Source organism: Proteus vulgaris (genome assembly GCF_011045815.1).
Lineage (GTDB): Bacteria > Pseudomonadota > Gammaproteobacteria > Enterobacterales > Enterobacteriaceae > Proteus > Proteus vulgaris_B.
Window position 1 is genome coordinate 2,966,357 of the sequence record NZ_CP047344.1, and the last position, 18,302, is coordinate 2,984,658.

The following is an 18,302-nucleotide window of genomic DNA, read 5'->3' on the forward strand; positions in this document are numbered from 1 at the left end:
AATAAACGGAGAAAACTCTATGAACTCAAAAAATTTCAAGCTCTCTCCTTCGGGTAGGCTTGCTGCATCTTTAGCGATTATTTTCGTATCATTAAATGCATATGCTGGCGGCATTGTTCCTGATTCGGGCACTCAAGGACCGAATGTTTCATCAGTCAATGGTGGTACTCAAGTCATTAATATCGTTACACCAAATAGTGAAGGTATTTCTCACAACCAATATCAAGATTTTAATGTAGGCAAACCTGGTGCAGTATTTAACAACGCCTTAGAAGCTGGGCAATCACAACTTGCTGGGCAATTAAATGCCAACAGTAATTTAAATGGGCAAGCCGCTTCTTTAATTTTAAATGAGGTTGTTAGTCGTAACCCATCATTCTTATTAGGTCAGCAAGAAGTTTTTGGTATTGCTGCGGAATATGTTTTATCTAACCCAAATGGCATTACTTGTGATGGTTGTGGTTTTATCAATACAAGCCGTTCTTCTTTAGTCGTGGGTAATCCACTATTTGAAAATGGTGAGTTAAAAGGATATAGCACACTTAATAACACCAATTTACTTTCTATTGGTAAAAACGGTTTATATGCTCCGGGTCTTTTAGATTTAATTGCACCACGTATTGATAGTAAAGGAAAAATAACTGCTGCTGAAATTTCAGCGTTAACAGGACAAAATACCTTCTCTCAACGTTTTGATATTCTTTCATCCCAAAAACCAACTTCTGCACTAGATAGCTATTTCTTCGGAAGCATGCAATCTGGTCGTATTCGTATTATTAATACCGCAGAAGGAAGTGGTGTTAAGTTAACAGGTAAATTTGTTTCCGATAATGAATTAAGCGTAAAAGCTGATAACATTCAAACAGATAGCCAAGTTCGTTACGATAGTTTCGACAAAGATGGCAGTGAAAACTACCAAAATTACCGTGGTGGTATCGCAGTTAATAACAGTGGTTCAAGCCAAACTCTGACAAAAACAGAGTTAAAAGGTAAAAACATCACATTAATTGCTGATAATAAAAACCAAATCAAAGCCTCTGATTTAATGGGTGATGATATTTTATTACAAGGCGCTCATTTAACTGTTGATGGCAAACAGCTACAACAAAAAGAGACTGATACCGACAATCGCTGGTTCTATTCTTGGCAGTATGATGTCACTAAAGAAAAAGAATTGGTACAACAAGTTGGTAGCCATATTGATGCTAAGAACAATGCCACACTAACAGCAACTCAAGGTGATGTCACTCTTGAAGGTGCAAAAGTTAATGCAGGTAATACTCTGGCAATTAATGCTAATAAAGATATTAATATCAATGGATTAGTTGAAAAAGAAAATCGCAGTGAAAATGGTTATAAACGTAACCACACTTCTCGTCTAGAGACAGGTAGTTGGAGCAATAGCCATCAAACAGAAACCTTAAAAGCCAGCGAACTGACCGCAGGTAAAACGCTAGGCTTAAATGCTGAAGGCTCAGTTACCGCTCAAGGTGCAAAATTACATTCTAATGAGAATGTTGTCGTTAATGCTAAAGAGAACATCAATCTTAATGTTCAAAAGACTAACAATGATAAAACAGTAACCGACAATCATGTTGTTTGGGGTGGTATCGGCGGTGGTAATAATAAGAATAATAACAACAAACAAGAAGTCAGCCATTCAACACAATTAACGGCTGACGGACAACTGTTACTTGCAGCAGATAACAATGTCAAAGTCACCGGTAGTCAAGTAAAGGGCAATCAAGGTGCCTTTGTTAAAACGACTCAAGGTGATGTTGTTATTGATAATGCGATTAGCGAAACCATCACTAAAACAGATGAACGTACAGGTACTGCATTTAACATCACTAAAAACTCCCACAAGAATGAAACTAACCAACAGCATTCAACCGGTAGTGAATTAGTTTCTGATGCAGAATTAACTGTGGTCAGTGGCAAAGATGTTAATGTAATTGGTAGCTTAATTAAAAGTGCCGATGAATTAGGTATTGAGTCTTTAGGTGACATCAACGTTAAATCTGCACAGCAAATCACAAAAATCAATGATGAAAAAACATCATTAGAGATCACCGGTCATGCTAAAGAAGTTGAAGACAAGCAATATAGCGCAGGTTTTCATATCACTCATACATCCAATAAAAACAACAGCACTGAAACTGAACAAGTAGGATCTACTATTAGTGGTGGCAGTGTTAAAGTTCAAGCAGATAAAGATGTCACTTTTGCAGGCTCTGATTTAAAAACAACTGCAGGTAATGCCACTGTTTCTGGTGACAATGTTGCTTTTGTTTCAACAGAAAACAAAAAAGAAACAGACAGTACAGATAGAACCATTTCAGGTGGTTTTAGCTACACTGGTGGTGTTGATAAAATCGGTAGTAAAGCTGATTTCCAATATGATAAACAGCATACAACAACTGAGATCACCAAAAATAAAGGTAGCGAAACTCAAGTTGCAGGTGATTTAACCATTACTGCAAATAATGATGTGACGCATCAAGGCGCATCACACAAAGTTGACGGTGTGTATAAAGAATCAGGTGAAAATATCAATCACCTTGCTGTAAATGACAGTGCAACATCTAAAACAGATACCTTAAATATCGGTGTCGATGTAGGTGTTAATCTTGATTATAGTGGTGTTACTCAACCAATTAAAAAAGCGGTTGAAGATGGCATTGATACAGCTAAACCCGGTAATAATACCGACTTAGATAAAAAAGTTACCTTTAAAGATGCCATTGGTAATCTTGCTAACTTAAGTAACTTAGAAGCACCTAATGTCGGTGTTGAAGTCGGTATTAAAGGTGGTGGTAGTCAAAAATCACAAAATGATAGCCAAGCGGTTTCAACATCAATTACTGCGGGTAAAATTAATACTGACAGCAATAAAACGTTACATGATCAAGGAACTCATTATCAATCTACCCAAGGTGATATTGCACTAACGGCTAACACTCACACCAGTGAAGCGGCACAAAATAAACATCAAGAGTCCTTCCACGAAACAACGGGGGGAGGTCAAGTTGGCGTCAGCACAAAAACTGGCAACGACATTACCGTAGCGATTAAAGGTGAAGGTAAAACCTCTGACACAAGCCTAACCACAACGAAAGCTGATGGTAGCCAATTTAACTCAGCTGGCAATATCAATATCAATGTACGCGAAGATGCACATTATGAAGGCACTAAGTTTGATGCTCAAGATGGCAAAACTGTTATTAATGCTGGCGGTGATTTAACGCTTGCACAAGCAACAGATACTCATTCTGAAAGTCAACATAACGTGAATGGTAGTGCAAACCTGAAAGTAGGTACAACACCAGACAGTAAAGATTACGGTGGTGGCTTTAATGCAGGTGGTGCTAATCATCAAAAAGATCAGACAACAGCAAAAGCAGGCTCAGTAAATGGCTCTCAGGGTATTGAGTTAAATTCAGGTCATAATCTGACTTTACAAGGTACTCATTTAACCAGCGAAAATGATGTTGCTCTGACTGCAACTAACAAAGTTGATTTCCAAGCTGCCGAATCTCAACGTACTGAAACAGGTAAGAACTTATCTGGTGGATTACAAGCGGGCTTCGGTCAAAAAACAGAAGATAAATCATCTTCTGTCAATGGCTTAGGTGGCGCTGAATTTGCTATTGGTAAGCAAGATGAAAAAACCGTCTCGCGTGAAGGTGGCACAATCGCTAACCAAGGTAATTTAACTGTTAATGGTAGTTCAGTTAATCTTCAAGGCACTAAAGTTAATAGCAAAGATACACAATTAACGTCTCAATCTGGAGATACGACACTCACATCAGCACAATCAACTGATTACAAAAACAATTGGGGTACTGATATTTCTTTAAATGGCAAACAAACCAATACTACGCCAAAAGAAGTAACTGAAGAAAATCCAGCCACCTCAATCCATGATATTGGTGGTAAAGTTTTAGTAAACGTTGAAGATCAACAAAAATCTACGCACCAAAATGCCTCCGTAGAAACAGGCACATTAACTGTAAATAGCGATAAAAACCTCGCTCTTTCTGGTGCAAATGTTTCTGCAGATAATGTAACGGGCAATATTGGTGGTGACTTTACAGTGACTAGCCAAAAAGATAGCGATCGTCATGTTAATGTTGATGTAAATGTTGGTTACAACCACAACAATGATCCTAAATCTAGCCAAGTTGATAAAACAGCAAAAGCAGGTGGATCATTATTAGAAAATACGATCAAAGAAACTATTGATTCAGGAATTAAATCTGCAACAGATGTTATTTCTGATAAATACAATTCTCTTTCTTCCACTATTGCAGATAAAACTGGTATCAGTGGTGAGACAAAAGAAAAAATTGATAAAGGTGTTGGTACAATAGGTAACGGTATCAAAAATATCGTTACTGGTGCGGAAGGTCATACCGCTAATGCCGATATCAAAGTCTCTCATATTGATAATGATGCAGTCGCCCAAACTTCAACCTTAACAAGCAAAAATGACATTTCATTAAATGTAAGTGGTACAACTAAACTTACAGGTGCTGAAGTGAAAAGCGAGCAAGGACAAGTTGATTTAGGCGGTAGCAACGTTCAATTAAATAATATTGAAGGCCATCATTATGAAGCGGGTGCAGATCTTGATCTAAAATCATCAGCCGTTGATTTAGTGAAACAACTTGCAGGTGGCGACTTATCATTAAAATCCCCCGTTAAAGTCAATGAGACTGTAAACACAAAATCATCTATTTCTGAAAAGTAATAGATACCTGATAAAAGAGTAATGCCTATTCTTTTGTAAGCCAACCCCGCTTGTTATTACAAGAAGCGGGGTTTTTATCTCTCTGCATTTTAACCCTTTCTCTCCCTATAAAATTGCATTTTCTAATATTTCAAAAGTCTTCGGAAACATAATCATTTGAATTAAATATAAAATATTGTTCAAAACTGTAAAAAATAAATTAACATACAACCCTTGACCTTCCCCTAATGGTAAAGCCTAAGCTTTATTTCATACCATATTTAAGAGGGGAATTTTAATGAATGCGAAGACAACGTTATCCTCTGCCAATCGGCTGAGCTTACCTGTGGAAGGCATGACATGTGCTTCATGTGTTGGTCGTGTTGAACGAGCATTAAAAGCGGTGCCTGAAATACAAGATGCCGTTGTGAATCTAGCCACTGAACGTGCTGATATCACATTTACTAACACGCCAAATCCTATCATTGCCGTTACTGCCATTGAGCATTCTGGTTATAAAGTACCAGAAGAAATTACCGAATTGGCGATTGAAGAAATGACCTGCGCTTCTTGTGTTGGTCGTGTTGAAAAAGCATTATCGCAAGTTTCTGGTGTATTAGAAGCCACCGTTAATCTTGCCACAGAGCGTGCTCGTGTACGTCATTTATCTGGTGTAGTATCTATCACTGATTTAGAAGCCGCTGTTGTACATGCTGGATATAAACCACGTCGTTTATCAGATAATCGGGATAATATTCGTGATATCAGTGAGGAGCGTCGCCAAAAAGAAGAGCGCTCATTACGTCGTGCATTACTTATTGCCACAATATTCACCCTACCCGTTTTTATCATTGAAATGGGATCGCATTTTATTCCTGGTGTACATGGCTGGGTGACACAAATACTTGGCCAACAATTAAATTGGTATATTCAATTTATCCTTGCCACCATTGTTATGTTTGGCCCCGGCTTACGCTTTTTCCAAAAAGGAATACCTGCATTATTACGTGGTGCTCCAGATATGAACTCATTGGTATCTGTCGGTACAGCAGCCGCTTATGGGTATTCTGTGGTATCAACCTTTATTCCTCAAGTTTTACCCGCGGGTACAGCAAATATCTATTTTGAAGCCGCCGTAGTCATTGTGACCTTGATCTTATTAGGTCGTACACTTGAAGCTAAAGCAAAAGGAAATACCTCCCAAGCAATTAAACGTTTAGTGGGTCTACAAGCAAAAACAGCGCGTGTATCTCGTAACAATCAAACCTTAGAAATTCCACTCGATCAAGTTGTAATGGGCGATATCGTTTTTGTCCGTCCTGGAGAAAAAATACCCGTTGATGGTGAAATTGTTGAGGGTAATTCTTACGTTGATGAAAGCATGATAACCGGTGAACCCATTCCTGTATCGAAAGAGATTGGCTCTGACGTTGTTGGTGGCACGATTAATAAAACAGGTGCTTTTAGTTTTAAAGTAACCAAAGTTGGCTCAAATACTGTTTTGGCTCAAATCATTCGCTTAGTGGAAGAAGCACAAGGTTCTAAACTTCCTATTCAAGCACTTGTCGATAAAGTCACTATGTGGTTTGTGCCTGCAGTGATGTTAATTGCCACAATTACATTCTTTATTTGGTTAGCTTTTGGCCCAGAGCCTGCATTAACTTTCGCACTAATTAATGCCGTTGCTGTATTAATTATTGCCTGTCCATGTGCAATGGGTTTAGCAACACCTACATCCATTATGGTTGGGACAGGTCGGGCAGCTGAAATGGGGATTCTTTTCCGTAAAGGTGAAGCCTTACAAGCCTTACGAGATGTCAATGTTGTCGCACTTGATAAAACAGGCACATTAACCAAAGGTAAGCCTGAGTTGACAGATTTAATTCCAGCAGAAGGTTTTGAATATAACGAAGTCTTAAGCTTGGTCGCTGCAATTGAAACATATTCCGAACATCCAATAGCAGAAGCGATTGTAAATGCAGCTAAAGAGGCTGAGTTAACACTCAAAACAGTTGAAAACTTTGAAGCAGTACCTGGCTTTGGTGTCAGTGCAAAAGTGGGAGGAAGAACGGTATCTGTAGGGGCTGATCGTTTTATGAAGCAACTTGGATTAGATGTCAGTCACTTTATTTCTTCGGCCCAAAAGTTAGGTGAACAAGGTAAAAGCCCGCTGTATACAGCGATTGATGGGCGCCTTGCTGCAATTATTGCCGTTGCCGACCCAATCAAAGAGACAACGCCAGAAGCCATTAAAGCCTTACATGACTTAGGCCTTAAAGTCGCAATGATCACCGGTGATAATAAAGCAACAGCAATAGCGATTGCAAAACAGTTAGATATTGATGAGATAGCCGCTGAAGTGCTTCCTGATGGAAAAGTGGAAGCATTAAAACAATTTAGTCTTAAAGGTGCCAAAGTTGCTTTTGTTGGTGATGGTATCAATGATGCTCCTGCTCTAGCACAAGCTGACGTTGGATTGGCAATTGGCACAGGAACCGATGTTGCCATTGAAGCTGCTGATGTGGTGCTAATGTCTGGTGATTTACGAGGTGTAGTTGATGCCATTGCCTTAAGCCAAGCAACCATTCGTAATATCAAACAAAATTTATTCTGGGCATTTGCCTATAACGCATTATTAATCCCAGTAGCAGCAGGCATGCTTTACCCTATTAATGGCATGCTACTTTCACCAATTATTGCTGCCGGTGCTATGGCACTTTCCAGTGTGTTTGTATTAGGCAACGCACTAAGACTAAAACGCTTTCAAGCACCAATAAAAAATCATTAATAAATAGATTATCTCTATAGCCAGACTCAATACGAGTCTGGCTCAATAATATAAAGCGACTATCCTTTACTTATAAAAGCACGCTTCATTATTCTAATAAGGAAAACATGATGAATATTGGTCAAGCAGCAAAAAAATCCGGTATTTCCAGCAAAATGATCCGTTATTATGAACAAATTGGTTTAATTCCCAAAGCCATTCGTACTGATGCGGGTTATCGAGATTATAGTGAAGCTGATGTGGCTTGCTTTCGTTTTATTCGTCATTCACGGGCACTTGGCTTTTCAACCGAACAAATATCAACGTTATTAGTTTTATGGAACAACAGAGAACGAGCTAGCGCAGATGTGAAATCCATAGCCATTTCTCATATTGAAGAACTTAACCATAAAATAGCTGAACTTCAGCAGATGACACAAACACTAGAACATTTAGCAAAAGATTGCCAAGGTGACAATAATCCAGATTGCCCGATTATTGCAGGATTAGCGGCACCTAAAGCGATGTCTGAAAAAGGCACAACCAAAAGCCATCTCTCTCACCTTCGTTCTTCAATCTAATTTATTTATGATAAAAAAATCCCGCTTATTATGAACTGACTCCAGTCCAACTCAGCGGGATTTTTTATTAAAAGCTCGATTAAATAGCTATTATTATCAATACGTCAATTAACCTAATTGACCATGACAATGTTTAAATTTCTTACCTGATCCACAAGGACATGGTTCATTACGACCCACTTTTTTACCTGCAGCCACTTGACCATCAACCGCTGACATTTGAGATTCTTTTGTCACTTCATGGCTTAACTGCTGTTGTTTTGCCAGACGTTCTGCTTCTTCGCGACGGCGACGTTCTAACTCTTCAACTTCTTCTGGTAAGCGAACTTGGACTTTGCTTAGTGTGCTGATCACTTCATATTTTAGTGATTCCAGCATATTAGCAAACATTGCGAACGATTCACGTTTGTACTCTTGTTTTGGATCTTTTTGTGCATAACCACGTAAGTGGATACCTTGACGCAAGTAATCCATCGCTGCCAAGTGTTCTTTCCACAATGAATCTAGCGTTTGTAACATCACGCCTTTTTCAAAGTTACGCATCATTTCAGCACTAACGATTTCTTCTTTCGCTTTATAGACTTCGATAGATTTTTCTAAAATACGTTCACGTAATGTTTCTTCGTGTAACTCAGGCTCTTTATCTAACCATTCTTTGATTGGTAAATTTAAATCAAAGTCTTTTTGTAGACATGCCGTTAAACCTTCGATATCCCACATCTCTTCCAGTGATTGAGGTGGAATGTAGTTGTCGATCATTGTAGTGAAGACATCTTGACGAATGCTGTCAATAGTTTCGCTTACATCTGCCACATCCAGTAATTCGTTACGTTGAGTGTAGATTGCACGGCGTTGGTCATTAGCTACATCATCATATTCAAGCAATTGCTTACGAATATCAAAGTTGCGGTTTTCTACTTTACGTTGCGCATTTGCAATTGCTTTAGTTACCCAAGGGTGCTCAATCGCTTCGGTTTCATTCATACCTAATTTACGCATCATGCCAGATACTTTATCTGAAGCAAAAATACGCATTAAGGAGTCTTCCATAGATAAATAGAAACGAGAAGAACCTTCATCACCTTGACGACCCGCACGACCACGTAACTGGTTATCAATACGACGAGATTCGTGACGTTCAGTACCAATGATATGTAAACCACCTGAAGCTAATACTGCGTCATGGCGCTCTTTCCATTTAGCTTTGATTTCTTCAATTTGCTCTTCAGTTGGCTCTTCAAGTTTAGCCACTTCAGTTTGCCAACTCCCCCCTAACACGATATCAGTACCACGACCCGCCATGTTAGTTGCGATAGTTACCGCTGAAGGTAAACCTGCGTTAGCAATAATATCCGCTTCCATTGCGTGGAATTTCGCATTCAGCACGTTATGGTGAACATTCGCCTTCGTTAATGCATTAGAGATTTCTTCTGACTTTTCAATTGAGATAGTACCAACAAGTACAGGTTGGCCATTCTTGGTGCGCTCACGAATATCTTCGATAATAGCTGCAAATTTACCTTGTTCATTCATATAAACTAAGTCAGGTAGATCTTTACGCACCATTGGGCGGTTAGTTGGAATAACAATCGTTTCTAAACGATAGATAGAGTTAAACTCAAACGCTTCAGTATCCGCAGTACCCGTCATCCCTGCTAATTTTTCGTATAAACGGAAATAGTTCTGGAATGTGATTGATGCTAATGTTTGGTTCTCATTTTGGATCTTCACACCTTCTTTTGCTTCAACCGCTTGGTGTAAACCATCGGACCAACGACGACCTTGCATTGTACGACCAGTATGTTCGTCAACAATGATAACTTCACCATCTTTAACAATGTAGTCAACGTCTTTGGTAAACAGAGCATGAGCACGCAATGCTGCTGTCACATGGTGCATTAACATAATATTAGCTGGTGAGTATAAAGACTCGCCTTCTTTCATCATGCCCGCATCTGCTAATAATCCTTCAATCTTAACCAAACCACGTTCTGTGATATTCACTTGGCGCGTTTTTTCATCAACAGAGTAATCACCTTCGCCTTGGAAAGTATCAGAATCTTCTTTTTCTTGAGAAACCAAATGAGGGATCACTTTGTTCATTTGGATATAAAGCTCAGAGCTGTCTTCTGCTGGGCCTGAAATGATCAGAGGTGTACGCGCTTCATCGATTAAGATTGAGTCAACCTCATCCACTAATGCGTAGTGTAATTTACGTTGAACACGCTCTTGTGGGCTAAACGCCATGTTGTCACGTAGATAGTCAAAACCAAATTCGTTGTTAGTGCCGTAAGTGATGTCTGCGTTATAGGCTTCACGTTTTACTGGTGGTGCCATATTCGGTAGGTTGATGCCGACGCTTAATCCTAAGAATTCAAATAAAGGACGGTTATTTTCAGCGTCACGTTGTGCCAAGTAGTCATTGACGGTAACAACGTGAACTCCTTTACCTGATAACGCATTTAAATACGCCGGTAATGTTGCAGTTAATGTTTTACCTTCACCTGTGCGCATCTCAGCAATACAACGTTCATTTAGCACCATGCCACCGATTAGCTGCACATCGAAATGGCGCATACCAAAGACACGTTTACTTGCTTCACGAACAGTTGCAAACGCTTCGGGTAAAATATCTTCCTCTTTTTCACCCTTTTTTAAGCGCTCACGAAACTCATCTGTTTTTGCTTTTAACTCATCATCAGTCAGTTTTTCAAATTCTGGCTCTAGTTTATTAATTTCAACGACGACTTTGCGCATACGGCGGATAGAACGATCATTACGGCTACCAAAAATTTTGGTTACAATTTTACCTAACATAAATCTTTATTCTCATTTATGGCGTGAAAACGCCGAAAAAAGCCTCTGTTTTATGTATTCACAGAGATAATCATAATCTTATTAGATTAAATAACTCAATTAAGCGGTTAGGTAAGGTCCAGCGCGGATCCCACGGATTTGTGCAAGCCACAATCCGGTATGATAAGAAGTGGTATTCTGTGCTAAAGCATAGCCAGAAAGCGGCAAATGCGTTAATGCGGTTGATGATGTGTCTGTTAATAACGCATACAGAGTATCAAGCATGACCTCTGCAACATTGGAAACCGGAGACGGCTCATCTTTGGCTTTGACCATCAATTCAGGAGAATTAATGGTGAACGCAAAAGAAAGCTGTTTAATAACATTTTTTACTGCATGCTGTTGCCAGTAATTAAAGGTGAAGGATGAGGCAGGATTCTGTACACTTTGACGTAAGAATAAGTTGTCAAACGCAATGAGTGCCTGACTTTGACGATTTTGAGAAGAAGGTGTATCTGTTTGATGTGGATTTTCGGCATGAGCAGACAACAGCGAAGGTATTCCAATACCTGCTGCTACCATCCCTAAAAGCAGATGCGACCAAAAATATCGCCTGCCAAACTGTCGCCAAAAACTTATAATGCTCATTAACCTTTGTTGCTCATTAATTTTTATTTTGTGGAGTCAAAATCTATGCGGGATAGTTACCCACAATCATTGGAAAAAATCTTCATAGAACTTGAAGGTTCCAATAAGAATACATTACAACTCATACAACAGCGTGCAACGATTTTACTAAAATTAAATCGCGCCGTCATGGCTCTTTTACCGGTTCCTTTACAAGATAAATGCCGTGTCGCAAATTATCGCAATGCTATTTTAATTATTGAAGTAGCAAACGCAAGTTGGTTAACACGATTACGTTATGAAACTCCATCATTACTTTCTGCATTAAGACAAGAAATTTTACCATCCTTATCCTCAATAGACATCAAAATTAATCCGACTTTAGGAATAAAACCGGAAAAAAGATCTTTAATATCATCATTAAAAGAACAAGAGCCTACAAAGAGACGTCACTTGAGTTTAGAAAGTGCTCAATCATTAAAGTATTTGGCGCAGAAAAGTCCGAAGAAGTTAAGAGAGAAGTTAGAGCGGTTGGCTGCACTTGCCGGAGAGAGTACAAGTGCAACCAAAGATGAACGTTAATTAGAGATAATTAACGTGCTTTCCATCGCTGAAATTAAGCAAAAACCATTGAGGGAGCTTTAAATGCCACTGGCATTTGTGCTTCGTCTTCAAATGTGACGAATTCCCATGCAGATTCTTTTGCTAATACAGCTTGGAGTAATTTATTGTTTAATGCGTGACCAGATTTAAACGCGGTGAATTCACCGATAATGTTATAGCCACACATAAATAAATCACCGATTGCATCCAACATTTTGTGACGAACAAATTCATCTTCAAAACGCAGGCCATCATCGTTGAGAACACGATAGTCATCAACCACAATCGCACAATCGAAGCTTCCGCCTAAACACAATCCTTTAGATTGCAGATATTCAATATCACGCATAAATCCAAAAGTACGAGCACGACTAATTTGGCTCATGAAGGATTCAGCAGAGAAATCTAATTTATAACGCTGTGTACTTGCATCAATGGCTGGATGATTAAAATCGATAGTAAAATCTAATTTAAACCCATTGTATGGACGCATTTCTGCCCATTTATCACCATCTTCTACACGTACTGTTTCTTTGATACGAATGAATTTCTTCGCAGTACGAAGTTCTTCAATACCCGCATCAAGTAACAAGAAAACAAAAGGTGCTGCACTTCCATCCATAATTGGAATTTCAGGTGCATTCACTTCAATTACGATATTATCAATGCCTAAACCAGCCAGTGCTGCGTTTAAATGCTCAACGGTTGATATACGCACATCATCTTCGTTAACTAAGCAAGTACATAGCATAGTGTCACGAACTGATTTTGCGTCTGCTGGAAAATCCACCGGTGGATTTAAATCAGTACGACGGTAGATGACCCCAGTATTTGCTGGCGCCGGACGCATTGTAAGCGTAACTTTTTTACCCGTGTGAAGACCCACACCAGTTGCTTGTACAATTCGTTTTAATGTCCGTTGTTTGATCATCATTTTATCTCGCAATGTTATCCGTCCTACCAATTATTATACTTATAATTGGCAGGACAGTTTAGCACAAAAAGCGGAGATGCCAATCTTTTTGGCGATTAATCAGCCTGTTTTCTCAGGAACGCAGGGATATCTAAATAATCGGGCTCTTTATTCGCCTGAGTAGATTGTTCGTTAACTGCTTTTGCTGCTGGCTTGCTTTCTTCTACAGCAGTAAAAGAAGACATGCTATTTTGCATTTGCTGATAACGATTCTCCATTGCGCTTTGCTGATTTTGCTTATTCGTTACCAGCGTAATTTCTGGACGTTTGTCCATGCCGATACCTGTTGCAACGACAGTTACACGCAGTTCATCATTCATTTCTGGGTCAAGGGATGTACCAATAACCACAGTCGCGTTATCTGATGCAAATGCACGAATGGTATTACCCACTGTTTCAAATTCATCAAGACGCAAGTCAAAGCCAGCGGTAATGTTGACTAACACACCACGCGCACCAGACAGGTCGATATCTTCCAATAATGGGCTTGAAATCGCCATTTCTGCAGCTTCTTCAGCGCGATCTTCACCTTTAGCAGCACCTGAGCCCATCATGGCATAACCCATTTCAGACATCACGGTTCTTACGTCAGCAAAGTCAACGTTCATTAAACCTGGGCGGGTGATTAGCTCAGCGATACCTTGAACTGCACCTTTTAAGACATCATTAGCCGCGCCAAACGCATCTAATAATGAAATTCCACGACCCAATACTTTTAATAATTTGTCATTAGGAATAGTGATTAATGAGTCAACATGCTTGGATAGCTCAGTAATACCTTGTTCCGCAAATGCCATACGCTTTTTGCCTTCAAAATTAAAAGGCTTAGTTACTACAGCAACGGTCAAAATACCTAACTCTTTAGCAACTTCAGCAACAACTGGTGCGGCACCTGTACCCGTACCACCACCCATACCTGCTGCGATAAAGACCATATCGGCACCTTCAAGCGCTGCACGCAACGCTTCACGGTCTTCTTCTGCGGCATTACGACCCACTTCAGGGTTTGCACCTGCACCTAAGCCTTTCGTAATGGCATTACCAATTTGGATAGTTTGTCCGACTGCTGTTTTACGTAGCGCTTGAGCATCCGTATTGACTGCAAAGAAATCTACGCCTTCAATACGTTCACGAACCATGTGCTCAACCGCATTACCGCCGCCGCCACCAACGCCGATGACTTTGATCACCGCATCGTTGGTTAATTCCATAGGTTCAAACATAATTTCTCTCCGTTTTGTGCCTTCTCAGGGTCGCTTGCTCAAACGACCTCTTTTTAAATTTGTCTGATTATTAAAACTCTCTTTTCAGCCAGCCGGTAAGTTTCTTAAACAAACCACTGACAGCAGAGCGTTTTTCGGTTTCTGTTTCCTCACCAAAGTGGGATTCTTTACCGTAATGCAAAAGCCCAACCGCTGTTGAGTAGTAGGGATCCTGCGCATAATCTGTTAGCCCGGTAATATTTAACGGTTTACCGATCCGTACTTGCGTGTGAAAAACACGTTGAGCACATTCAACAAGTCCATCAATCTGTGCAGCACCACCTGTTAGCACAATACCTGCAGCTAAATGATGCTTAATCCCTTGCTGGCGTAATTGTTCTTGAACTTTTAAAATCTCTTCATTAACAAGATTGAGCAATTCGGTATAACGAGGCTCAATCACCTCAGCAAGAGTTTGTCGTTGCAGACTTCTTGGTGGCCTGCCTCCGACACTAGGAACTTCGACATTTTCATCTTTACCAACTAAAGAGCCTAATGCACAACCATGGCGAACTTTGATAGCTTCAGCGTCATTTGGGGGTGTACCAAACGCATAAGCGATATCACTTGTTACCACATTGCCAGCATAAGGGATAACGCGAGTGTGTCTTAATGCTCCACCAGTATAAATGGCGATGTCCATCGTACCGCCACCAATATCAACAACACACACACCAAGCTCACGTTCATCTTCTGTCAATACAGCGAAACTTGAAGCCAGTCCCGCAAAAATCAGTTGATCCACTTTTAATCCACAGCGTTCAACTGCTTTTACAATATTCTTTGCCATATCGTTATGGCAGGTAATTAAATGAACTTTAGCTTGCATACGTACACCCGACAATCCAACAGGGTTTTTGATCCCTTCTTGATAATCAATGGCATACTCTTGCGGTATAACATGTAAAACCCGATGTTCATCTTTTACTTTGACGGATTTCGCAGTATGAACCACGCTATCAACATCATCTTGAGTCACTTCTTCTTCTGAAATTGGCACCATACCAATCTCATTTTGGCAACTGATATGCTTGCCTGATAACGCCAAATATACTGAAGATATTTGACAGTCAGCCATCAATTCGGCCTGATCTACCGCCCGTTGCACACATTTTACGACGGATTCAAGATCGTTAACGCCACCTTTATCCATGCCTCGAGATGGACAACTTCCTACCCCAATAATATTTACAACACCATCAGGCAGGATCTCACCGACAAGGGTGGCTACTTTGGCCGTACCAATCTCAAGACCAACTACTAATTTTCTGTCCGTCGCTTTGATCATTATTGTTCTGCCTTCGCCTTCATCGTGTCATCTGCCACGTCTTGTTTATTCATTCTCAAGTAATAAAGGAGCCCATCCGACTGCACCACCACTGTCATAACGCAGATCAACATAATCAACTCGTTTATCTGTTTCTTGTTGCAGTATCGGATACAACTCAATAAAGCGAGCGATCCGTTTTTCGTTATCCTTACGACCTAACTCCAATCGGACATCATTGTCTAAAACTAATTGCCATCCTTGACGTGCAGACATTGACGCTGCTTTTAAATTCAGATTACTTGCAAGAAGTTGATCTCTCATTGCCACATAACCTGATAACACCATTTTTTCACTTCCTTGAGGGCCATATAACAAAGGGTAATTACCTTTGGTTTCCAATTGCGTTGGCAAGCTGAAAACACGGCCTTCTTTATCAAGAAAATAAGTATCATTCCAGCGGGTAAAGGGAACATACTCTACCAGATGGATTTTAAGCTCATCAGGCCACTGTTTACGTACAGTGACTTGCCTAATCCATGGCATACGCTCAATTTGTTGCTGAATGATATTCACATCCTGTGTCATAAATGTGCCTGGCTGCCCTAAAGATAAAATCGCCTGACGCACATCATCATTTGTTGTGTAATGCCTCTCACCGGTTAATACAAGTTTTGAGATAGGAAGACGATTTGCATCTTTCATCCAGTTAACTACTTGTATTCCACCCCAAACAATAGTGGCAATCACACATAAGAAAAAAATTAATCCTGATAAATAAGTACCATTACTCGGTCTGTCAGAATGCTGTTTCTCTTTGTGTTCTTTTATATTTAGCGCTGCTTGTGACATATTAACCCACTAACTCCTGAGCAACGTTTAAACCAGAGAATCGCCCATCCTTTTGTCCGATGTTCCTTCGATTAATACTTTTCCTACATATATATACTTTATGAACACCTTTAGGTTTGATAATTAAATCACTAAATTGTTCAATCTGTTGAGAATTATTTACTTTAAAAGAAGAAATTGCGAATTTTTCTGCATTTTTCTTGCTTTTTAACTGAAATTTTTTCTCAACATGGTTTTGAGCAAGCGAATTCTCGTTCATTTTTTTCGCCAATACAGTGCTATTTTTCTCATAACACCTCATCATTACAGCGAGTTGATTACCTATTTCACCATAAATGATGTTCACTTGCTCAAACATCCGTCTTAATCCTCGCTTAAAGATGGCTGTAGTTTAGTATCTGCTAAGCGACGCGCTATTTTACCAATATTTCCAGCACCTTGAACTAAAACAAGATCATTATCTGTTAATACACCCGCTAATATTGATGAAATATTATCGACATCAGATACCCAGATAGGATCTAACTTGCCACGCTGGCGAATTGTTCGACAAAGTGAGCGACTATCTGCGCCTGCAATCGGAGTTTCTCCGGCAGAATAAACATCTGTTAATAATAAAATATCAACTTGGTTGAGAACCGTAGCAAAGTCCTCATACAAATCACGTGTACGCGTATAACGATGCGGTTGGAAAATCATGACTAGACGTTTATCTGGCCAACCTGCTCTCGCTGCTTTAATCGTTGCGTCAACTTCTGTTGGGTGATGGCCATAATCATCGACCAACATCACCTCACCTTCTTGACCATTAACATGTTCAAGGCCGTAATTACCTAAGAAGTCAAAACGGCGCCCCGTACCTTGAAAGTTAAGTAATGCTGCTAAAATATGTTCGTCAGCAATACCTTCTTCAGTAGCAACCGCCACAGCTGCAGTGGCATTTAATGCGTTATGACGACCAGGCGCATTTAATACAACTTGTAAATCAGGCATATCTTCACGAGAAATAGTGAAGAAGCCTTGAGCACCTTTTTGTTCATAATGCGTAATTCGAACGTCTGCATCTTCACTAAACCCGTAAGTCGTAATATAACGACCGACTTTAGGGATGATAGAACGGATAACATCATCATCAAGACACATCACTGCACGACCATAAAACGGTAAATTGTGCAAAAAGGTAATAAACGTTTCTTTTAAATTGTCAAAATTACCGTGATATGTATCCATATGGTCTGCTTCGATATTCGTAACGACAGCTACCATAGGTTGTAAATGTAAAAACGACGCATCACTTTCGTCAGCTTCGGCGATTAAATAACGGCTACATCCTAAACGAGCATGCGTACCTGCTGATTTAACTAATCCGCCATTTACAAAAGTAGGATCTAATCCTGCTTGTGCATAAATATTTGAAATCATTGCTGTCGTGGTGGTTTTACCATGAGTTCCTGCAATCGCCACACCATGACGATAACGCATTAATTCAGCCAACATCTCAGCACGACGAATAACTGGAATACGTGCCTCTCTTGCGGCAATAATTTCAGGATTCTCAGCACTGATTGCAGTCGAGACCACAACAACACTAGCGCCACGAATATTTTCAGGGCGGTGATTAAAATAAACAGTTGCGCCCAAAGCAACGAGCTGTTGTGTAACGGCATTTGGCGCTAAATCAGAACCACTGATTTCATAGCCTTCATTCGCTAGCACTTCGGCAATCCCACCCATACCAGCACCACCGATGCCAATAAAGTGAATATGCTTAACTTTTCTCATTTCAGGCACAAACGATCTTAATTTTGCCAGTTGTTGTGTATTCACTATTTACTTCTTCAC

The 18,302-nt window shown here is 39.9% G+C and carries 12 protein-coding genes; 4 read left to right on the plus strand and 8 right to left on the minus strand.

Annotated features, from left to right (window positions below; all coding sequences use genetic code 11):
- The first annotated feature begins 19 nt into the window (after window positions 1–19).
- The 3 genes from hpmA (at window position 20) to cueR (ending at window position 8,080) form a co-directional block, all read left to right on the plus strand.
- Complete coding sequence (gene hpmA, locus GTH24_RS14060) at window positions 20–4,753, plus strand: calcium-independent hemolysin HpmA (RefSeq protein WP_164526541.1); 4,734 nt, start codon at window positions 20–22, stop codon at window positions 4,751–4,753.
- Between the two features lie 277 nt (window positions 4,754–5,030).
- Window positions 5,031–7,520 (plus strand): heavy metal translocating P-type ATPase, encoded by a 2,490-nt coding sequence (locus tag GTH24_RS14065; protein WP_164526542.1) that lies wholly within the window; start codon window positions 5,031–5,033, stop codon window positions 7,518–7,520.
- A 110-nt stretch (window positions 7,521–7,630) separates the two neighbouring features.
- Window positions 7,631–8,080: a Cu(I)-responsive transcriptional regulator gene (gene cueR, locus GTH24_RS14070; protein ID WP_072069261.1), complete on the plus strand. Its 450-nt coding sequence runs from the start codon at window positions 7,631–7,633 to the stop codon at window positions 8,078–8,080.
- A gap of 108 nt (window positions 8,081–8,188) precedes the next feature.
- Here cueR and secA read toward each other — a convergent pair whose 3' ends face one another.
- Entirely contained in the window at window positions 8,189–10,897 is a 2,709-nt protein-coding gene (gene secA, locus GTH24_RS14075) for a preprotein translocase subunit SecA (protein WP_115350668.1), read from the minus strand.
- A gap of 99 nt (window positions 10,898–10,996) precedes the next feature.
- The gene (gene secM, locus GTH24_RS14080) at window positions 10,997–11,524 is read right to left on the minus strand and encodes a secA translation cis-regulator SecM (protein WP_072069262.1); all 528 of its coding nucleotides are present in this window, start codon (window positions 11,522–11,524) and stop codon (window positions 10,997–10,999) included.
- 45 nt (window positions 11,525–11,569) lie between these two features.
- Between secM and GTH24_RS14085 the strand changes: the two genes are divergently transcribed.
- The gene (locus GTH24_RS14085) at window positions 11,570–12,085 is read left to right on the plus strand and encodes a DUF721 domain-containing protein (RefSeq protein ID WP_072069263.1); all 516 of its coding nucleotides are present in this window, start codon (window positions 11,570–11,572) and stop codon (window positions 12,083–12,085) included.
- 34 nt (window positions 12,086–12,119) lie between these two features.
- Here the strand turns inward: GTH24_RS14085 and lpxC are convergent, their stop codons facing one another.
- The 6 genes from lpxC to murC form a co-directional block, all read right to left on the minus strand.
- On the minus strand, window positions 12,120–13,037 hold the full coding sequence (gene lpxC / locus GTH24_RS14090; protein ID WP_036913397.1) for a UDP-3-O-acyl-N-acetylglucosamine deacetylase: 918 nt from the start codon (window positions 13,035–13,037) through the stop codon (window positions 12,120–12,122).
- Window positions 13,038–13,135: 98 nt separating this feature from the next.
- Entirely contained in the window at window positions 13,136–14,302 is a 1,167-nt protein-coding gene (ftsZ, locus tag GTH24_RS14095) for a cell division protein FtsZ (protein WP_072069264.1), read from the minus strand.
- Window positions 14,303–14,372: 70 nt separating this feature from the next.
- Window positions 14,373–15,629: a cell division protein FtsA gene (ftsA, locus tag GTH24_RS14100; RefSeq protein WP_006533748.1), complete on the minus strand. Its 1,257-nt coding sequence runs from the start codon at window positions 15,627–15,629 to the stop codon at window positions 14,373–14,375.
- Between the two features lie 45 nt (window positions 15,630–15,674).
- On the minus strand, window positions 15,675–16,460 hold the full coding sequence (ftsQ, locus tag GTH24_RS14105; RefSeq protein WP_115350670.1) for a cell division protein FtsQ: 786 nt from the start codon (window positions 16,458–16,460) through the stop codon (window positions 15,675–15,677).
- 1 nt (window position 16,461) lies between these two features.
- Entirely contained in the window at window positions 16,462–16,818 is a 357-nt protein-coding gene (locus GTH24_RS14110) for a hypothetical protein (RefSeq protein WP_072069266.1), read from the minus strand.
- Window positions 16,819–16,823: 5 nt separating this feature from the next.
- Window positions 16,824–18,287, minus strand: a complete 1,464-nt coding sequence (gene murC, locus GTH24_RS14115) for a UDP-N-acetylmuramate--L-alanine ligase (RefSeq protein ID WP_072069267.1) — start codon at window positions 18,285–18,287, stop codon at window positions 16,824–16,826.
- Window positions 18,288–18,302: the final 15 nt, after the last annotated feature.